Annotated in this window: 3 protein-coding genes; all 3 read left to right on the top strand. The window is 31.7% G+C overall.

Annotated elements, in window-relative coordinates; genetic code table 11:
- Positions 1 to 1,951: S8 family serine peptidase (locus tag L6Q46_RS11520; protein ID WP_291284427.1), on the top strand; the 1,951-nt coding region annotated here is incomplete at its 5' end.
- Between the two features lie 175 nt (positions 1,952 to 2,126).
- Positions 2,127 to 5,192: a SusC/RagA family TonB-linked outer membrane protein gene (locus tag L6Q46_RS11515; RefSeq protein ID WP_291284426.1), complete on the top strand. Its 3,066-nt coding sequence runs from the start codon at positions 2,127 to 2,129 to the stop codon at positions 5,190 to 5,192.
- A gap of 21 nt (positions 5,193 to 5,213) precedes the next feature.
- Positions 5,214 to 6,698: a RagB/SusD family nutrient uptake outer membrane protein gene (locus L6Q46_RS11510; RefSeq protein WP_291284425.1), complete on the top strand. Its 1,485-nt coding sequence runs from the start codon at positions 5,214 to 5,216 to the stop codon at positions 6,696 to 6,698.
- Positions 6,699 to 6,795 lie beyond the last annotated feature (97 nt).

Here is a 6,795-nt window from a genome sequence, read left to right as displayed (position 1 = left end):
TTTTTTTATTTTTGCTATATTAATTGTAAGTTTGTACATTAATTTAACTAGTAAAAATATGAAAATGAAATTCTACTATGCATTTGTAGTTTTGTTTTTTGGACAACTTATTTTTTCTCAAAGTCTTTCAGAGAGAGAAGAAATTATTAAACTATATAGCTCTAAAAAAGATAAAATTCCCTTTGATTCAGAAAGATATTCAAATAATGAGAAAGAACGAACTTTAAGCAAAGCGAAGTCTTTAAGTATTCCGGTTTTGTTACATAATGCAGATGGAACTACAAGCGAACTAGTAAGGTTTGATGGAAATATTCCATTGTACTATAGAATATATAATCAAGGTTCGGCAATTACCACTAGAGCTAATTTGCTTTACACAGGTGGCGGAATGGGGCTTAGTTTATCTGGTAATGGAATGATTGCAGGTGTTTGGGATCAAAATCATCCTAGATTAACACATAATGATTTTAAAAATTCTAGTGGGATTAGTAGAATTTTAGCTGTAGATGGTCCTACGGCTCCAAGTAATCACTCTACTCACGTAACGGGAACTGTTTTGTCTTCTGGTTTAAGTTCCGTAGGATTGTCTGGGAGAGGAATTGCGTATAATGCTGAAGGTTGGATTTTTGATTGGAGTAATGATGTTGAAGAAATGAACGATTATGCGGCTTTTGGATTAATTATATCTAATCATTCATATGGTTTAAATGCAACATCTTTACCTCTTTGGTATTTTGGTGCATATGTTTCTGATTCAAATGCTGTAGATAATGTTTGTTTTAATAACTTTAAGTATTTGCCAGTTTATGCAGCTGGAAATGATAGAGATAGTTTTGCGACTTTAAATCCTACAAAAAATGGTAATGATTTATTAAGTGGTGATAAAACTGCAAAAAACGGATTAGTTGTTGGTGCTGTTTCTGAAGTTTTGAATTATTTAAATCCATCTAGTGTTTTAATATCAAATTTTTCGAGTTATGGTCCTACTGATGATTTTAGAATTAAGCCTGATATAGTAGCCAAAGGAATTAATGTAAACTCTACAACTTTTACGAGTGATACGTCTTATGGGTTTTTATCTGGAACGTCTATGGCGGCCCCATCTGTTACATCTTCTTTGTTGTTGGTGCAACAGTTTTTTGGAGCTCCTTATTTAAATTCATCAACACTAAAGGGATTGGCAATACATACTGCTGATGAAGCAGGTCCAGAAGATGGTCCAGATCATATGTTTGGATGGGGATTGCTTAATACGGCTAAAATGGTTGAGGTGTTGCAGGAACGAACTGTAGAATCTATTGTTGAGGAAAGAGTTTTGAACAATAATCAGTCATATGTGTTTAATGTATTGGCTCTTGGTACTGAACCATTAAAAGTTTCTGTATCATGGACGGATAGACCAGGAGGTATTATTCCTAATGGGACTTTAGATAGTAATAGTCCAAGATTAATAAATGATTTGGATGTAAAAGTTACTAAACTAGGAGTTGATTATTTGCCTTGGAAATTAAATAAAGATTGGGATAATTTAATTGCTGTTAAAGGTGATAATGATGTTGATCCTATTGAAAGAGTAGATATTGATTCTCCGTCTGGTGTTTATCAAGTTACGGTTAGTCATAAAAATACATTAGTTGGAGGAAGTCAAAATTATTCATTAATTGTTACTGGAATTGATGCTGATGCTAATCTTGGCTTTGATGACAATGGTGAAATTAATGATTTTGTTTGGGTTTCGAAAAATTTTGACAAATCGTTGGGTTACTCTTTGTTGGGAAAAACAAGTCCTTTTGTGTTTGATGTTTTTGATGTTAATGGTAGGCAGGTTTATAGTGCTCAAGCTACGGAAAATGAAGGGTTAATTGATTTGAAAACTGTACAGCAAGGACTTTACATCGTTCGGATTCTTACAGGTGATAACCAAGTAATATCAAAGAAAATTGTTTTTTAATTTTTCAATTTTTAAAAGCCTCTAAAGATTTAATTTTTCAGAGGCTTTTTTTATTTTTTAAATGTTAAAATTTTCAAAATTTTTTTTTCAATATGGCGTAAATTAATTGTTTATAATTTTGGTTTTTCAAAAAAAATATATAATATTTGCATTATAACTAACTTAAATAATAATGATGAAATCAAGTTTTAAATGGATTTTTACACTATTGATGGTGTTGTCAGTCCACGTTTCTTTTGCTCAAGAAAGGATAGTGACTGGGGTGGTTTCAGATGAACTGGGGCCAGTTGCGGGTGCAACAGTGGTTGTTAAAGGTACGTCTCAAGGTACAACCACAGATTTTGATGGGAATTTTTCTATCAAGGCAAAAAAAGGAGATGTTTTACAAGTTTCTTACGTTGGTACTAAACAGGAAATCACAATTGGTGATCAAAGTGTTTACAATGTAAAATTAAAAGCTATGGAATTGGCTGATGTTGTAGTTTCTGCTGGTTATGACAGAACAAAAACTAAAGTTGATAACAACATGGCTGTTACTGTTGTAAGTTCTGAGAAATTAGAGAATAGACCAAACTCTTCTGTTTTGGCTTCTTTGCAAGGAACTTCTCCTGGTTTAACTTTGATTTCCTCTTCAGGTTCTCCGGGTTCTGCTAAATTTGATGGTTTTATTAGAGGTGCTTCTTCTATTAATGGTAGTACAGATCCTTTGATTGTTATTGATGGGATTCCTTCTACTTCTAATCAGTTTAGAAATTTAAATCAAAATGATATTGAGTCTGTAACTGTCTTAAGGGATGCTGCAGGTACTTCTATTTATGGTAACAAAGGAGCTAATGGTGTTATTCAGATTGTGACAAAGAATGCTAAATATAACTCTGGGGTTAAATTTACGTATGATGCTGTTACTGGTTTTAATGTGTTGCCAAAAAACAAATACAATATGTCTAATTCTAGAGAATTGTTGACTATTGAAAAAAGAAAAGCAACAAATGGTGGTTTGGGTGTTACGTTGACTGACGATCAAATAGCTGCTTATGCTATCGATACTGATTGGAGAGATGAGTTTTTCAATGTTGATGTGACTCAGCAACACAATTTAGGTGTTACTTTTGGAGGTGAAAATGTTACTTCTTATACTTCATTAAGTTACTTTACGCAAGGTGGTTTGGTGCCTACTACTGATTTTAAAAGATTCTCTCTAAGAAATAACCTTATGGCTAAATCAAAAAATGACAAGTTTACTTTTGATAGTCAAATTGCTTTAGCTCATTCTAAGAGAAATCAGTTAAATCAAGAAACAAATAATGGTGTAAATAATAATACAATTCAAAATCCTCTTCATGGTAGTGTAATGGGTATTCCTTATTTACCTTCTAGTCCGTATAATACTGGTGCTGAATTGTTGGCTGGTATTGGTCAAGATTTTAGCGGTGCTAATGATACTTATGTATTGCAGGATATTTTAAGACCAAATAGTCTTCCTAGTTTCTTTACTGAAAATTCTGCTATTGTTAACTTATCTGCTGGATATAAATTAACTCCAAGTTTAACTTTAAGAAATAGATCTGGTTTAGATGTTAAAGATAGTGATGGTGTTTTTGCAAGAGCTCCTTGGTCTTATTTGGCTTTAGTTGTTGCTCAGTCAAGAGGTGAGCAATTTGGTGGTTTTGAGGATAGATCAAATGTTAAAGATTTGACTTTTACTAATATTGCAAGTTTAAATTTTAATAAGACCTATAAAGATGTTCATAAATTAAGCTTAGGTGCGTTTTTTGAATATACAAAAGCTCATTATATTTCTAAAACTTCAAGACAGAATGGTTTAAATGCTCTTAATTATGTGCCTGGTGCAGGGACTGGTTATGTAGCTTTTAATCCTGCTACTCCAAACTCTTATATTTCAACTGTTGGAGGTACTAAGTTAGATGGTGGTACACTTGCGTATTTTGGTACGATGGATTATGATTACAATTCAAAATATGGTGTTACGGCTTTAATTAGAAGAGATGCTTCTTACCGTTTTGTTGGTGATAATAAGTGGGGTACTTTTTGGTCTGTTTCAGGAAGATGGAATATTGATAAAGAAAGTTTTATGGAAGGTTCAATTTTTGATATGTTAAAATTAAGAGCTTCTCACGGAACTAACGGAAATCAAAATATCCAAGCTGCAAATTACGGATTCCCTTCTCTATTGACTGCTACCAATTTAGTGAGAGATTTAAATGCTACAGGTAATGGTTATGAGAATATTCCTGGAATTTTCACTGGTCAGTTAGCAAACACTACCCTAGGTTGGGAGAAAATTACTCAATCAAATATTGGTCTTGACTTTATTGTTTTTAACAATAAACTAGAAGGTAATTTAGATGTTTATAAAAAAGTAACTACAGATTTATTTAATTCGGTAAATACTTCTGCTGTAACAGGTAATTATGCTCTTTCTGCTAACAATGGTGAATTAGTAAACAAAGGTATTGAGTTAAGTTTAAAATATAATATCATCAATAATGATGATTTAAGATTGTCAGTTTTTGCTAATGGTTCTTATAACAAGAACGAGATTACAGAATTGTTAGAAAATGATCAAAGTGGTGTTTCTCAGTTATTACAAGTTGGTAATATAGTACGTGAATGGAATCTAATTCCTTATGTTGGAGTAAACCCAGCTAATGGTAATTTATTATTCTTAGATGCAGATGGTAATTTAACTGAAACTCCTGATCCTGCTAATGATAGAAGAGCTACAGGAAAAAGTAATTTACCAGTTTATCAAGGTGGTTTTGGATTTAATGCTGATTATAAAGGTTTCTTCCTAAATACATTGTTCTCTTATCAATATGATGTATGGAGAATTGATAACCAGTTGACTTGGGCTTATAATCCTGATTTTATTGGTGATGACAACGTTTCAGCTGATTTATTAAATGCTTGGACGCCAACAAATCAAACATCTAATATTCCTTCATTGTCAGCGGCAAATACTGCTCTTTCTGGGGATTCTGATAGATTCTTATATGATTCATCTTTCTTACGTCTTAAAAGTGTTAATCTTGGATATAATTTCCCAAAAGATTTCTTGAAAAACACTTTAATTAGTGATTTACGTTTTTACGTTCAAGGTGAGAATTTGTTAACATGGACAAAATGGAGAGGTTTTGATCCAGAAGCTACTACTGCTTTATCTGTTACAAACTTCCCAAATCCTAAGACAATTTCATTTGGAGCTAGTGTAAGTTTTTAATTAATAAAAAATTATTAAATTATGAAAAAAATAAAAAAAATGTTGTTTTTCAGCTTGATAGTTATCTTTACTGCTTCTTGTGATGATGCAATTGAGATAGTTCAAGATGGAGAAATTAACAACGAAACCTCGTTTAAAACTGTTGCTAATTTAAGGTCATATCTTAATGGTGATATTTATGGTAGAGTAGATATCGGTAATGAAATTGCTTTTACTTCAATTTTTACTGATGAAGTTGGTGTTGGTCCTTCTAATGGAGGACAGGCTTTAGAGTTGCATAGATATTTTTTTAATGCTAATGACGGATATGCTGAGGCGATTTGGTTGAATAATTATACTATTATTAATAGAGTAAATAGACTTATAGATGTTTCTAATTTAGTTGTTACTAATAATGCTACTGATGAAGCAGAGAAGCAGTCTATTTTAGCTGAAGCTAGAACTTTAAGAGCCTTAGCTTACTTAAAGTTAATGACATTTTATTCTGAAGATATGTCTGATGATAATGCTTTAGGTGTTTTACTTTTAGATTTCGTTCCAACTATTGATACTAAATTGCCTAGAGTTGCAAATTCTCAAATTTATAATTTAATGGAAAGTGATTTATTATTTGCTGAAAATAATCTTTCATCATCTGCCGTAAATTATAAGTATGCTACTCAAAATTTAGTTAACGCAATTAGAGCTAGAATGTATTTATACAGAAAAAATTATGTTTTAGCTAAGCAATATGCTGAAGAGGTAATTAATAGTTCAGGTTTATCATTGTCAAGTACTGCTCAATATACTCAAATGTGGAGAGATTTATCTCAAGGTGAAGTTATTTTTGCTGCTTCTAGACCTTCAGCAGGTGCTTGGAGTAATATAGCTTCAAATTTTTTCTTCAATACTACTACAGCTACAGGTGGTGCCTTTTTAGATATGGGAAGAAATTTATTTAATGAATTATCTTCTGTTTCTGGTGATATTAGAAGAACCGCTTTTGTTGATGGTACTTCAACAGTTGATGCGACTTATCTTACTAATCCAAATTATATTAATTCGGATGTTTTAGTAATTGATAAATATCCAGGTAAAGCTAGTCAGCCTCTTAGAAATGATCTTAAATTATTTAGATTGTCTGAGATGTATTTTATTCTTGCTGAGTGTGAAGTTGGAGGTGCGACTCCTAATTTAGTTCAAGCTGCTACTTATATTCAAGCTATTAGAACTGCTAGAAACACTGTTGCTCAACCTTTACCAGTTTATGGTTCGGCACAAGCTGCTTGGGCTGATATTCTATTGGAAAGAAGAAAAGAATTATGTTTTGAAGGTCATAGATATATTGACATTAAGAGATTGGGAGCTTTAGCTAATACTAGTATTGACAGAAATATTACTGACGATATTATTAATTCAACTCCTTTAACGTTGCCTGTAACTGATTACAGATTTACATTCCCTATACCTCAAAGTGAAATAGCTGGAAATCTTCAACTTCAACAACAACAAAATACAGGTTATTAATTTTTATTAAGGGATGCATTATTTGCATTCCTTAATTAACTTAAATTATTAAAATATGAAAAGAAATAATTTTTTTAAAATAGCTCTTTTAGCTTTG

The organism is Flavobacterium sp. (assembly GCF_023151265.1).
Classification (GTDB): Bacteria; Bacteroidota; Bacteroidia; order Flavobacteriales; family Flavobacteriaceae; genus Flavobacterium.
Note: the sequence above shows the minus strand (reverse complement) of the source record. Positions and strands in the feature narration are given on the sequence as shown.

Excerpts from the sequence above, each read along its gene's own strand:
- L6Q46_RS11515 (WP_291284426.1), top strand. The coding sequence starts at position 2,127 with ATGAAATCAAGTTTTAAATGGATTTTTACACTATTGATGGTGTTGTCA.
- L6Q46_RS11510 (WP_291284425.1), top strand. The coding sequence starts at position 5,214 with ATGAAAAAAATAAAAAAAATGTTGTTTTTCAGCTTGATAGTTATCTTT.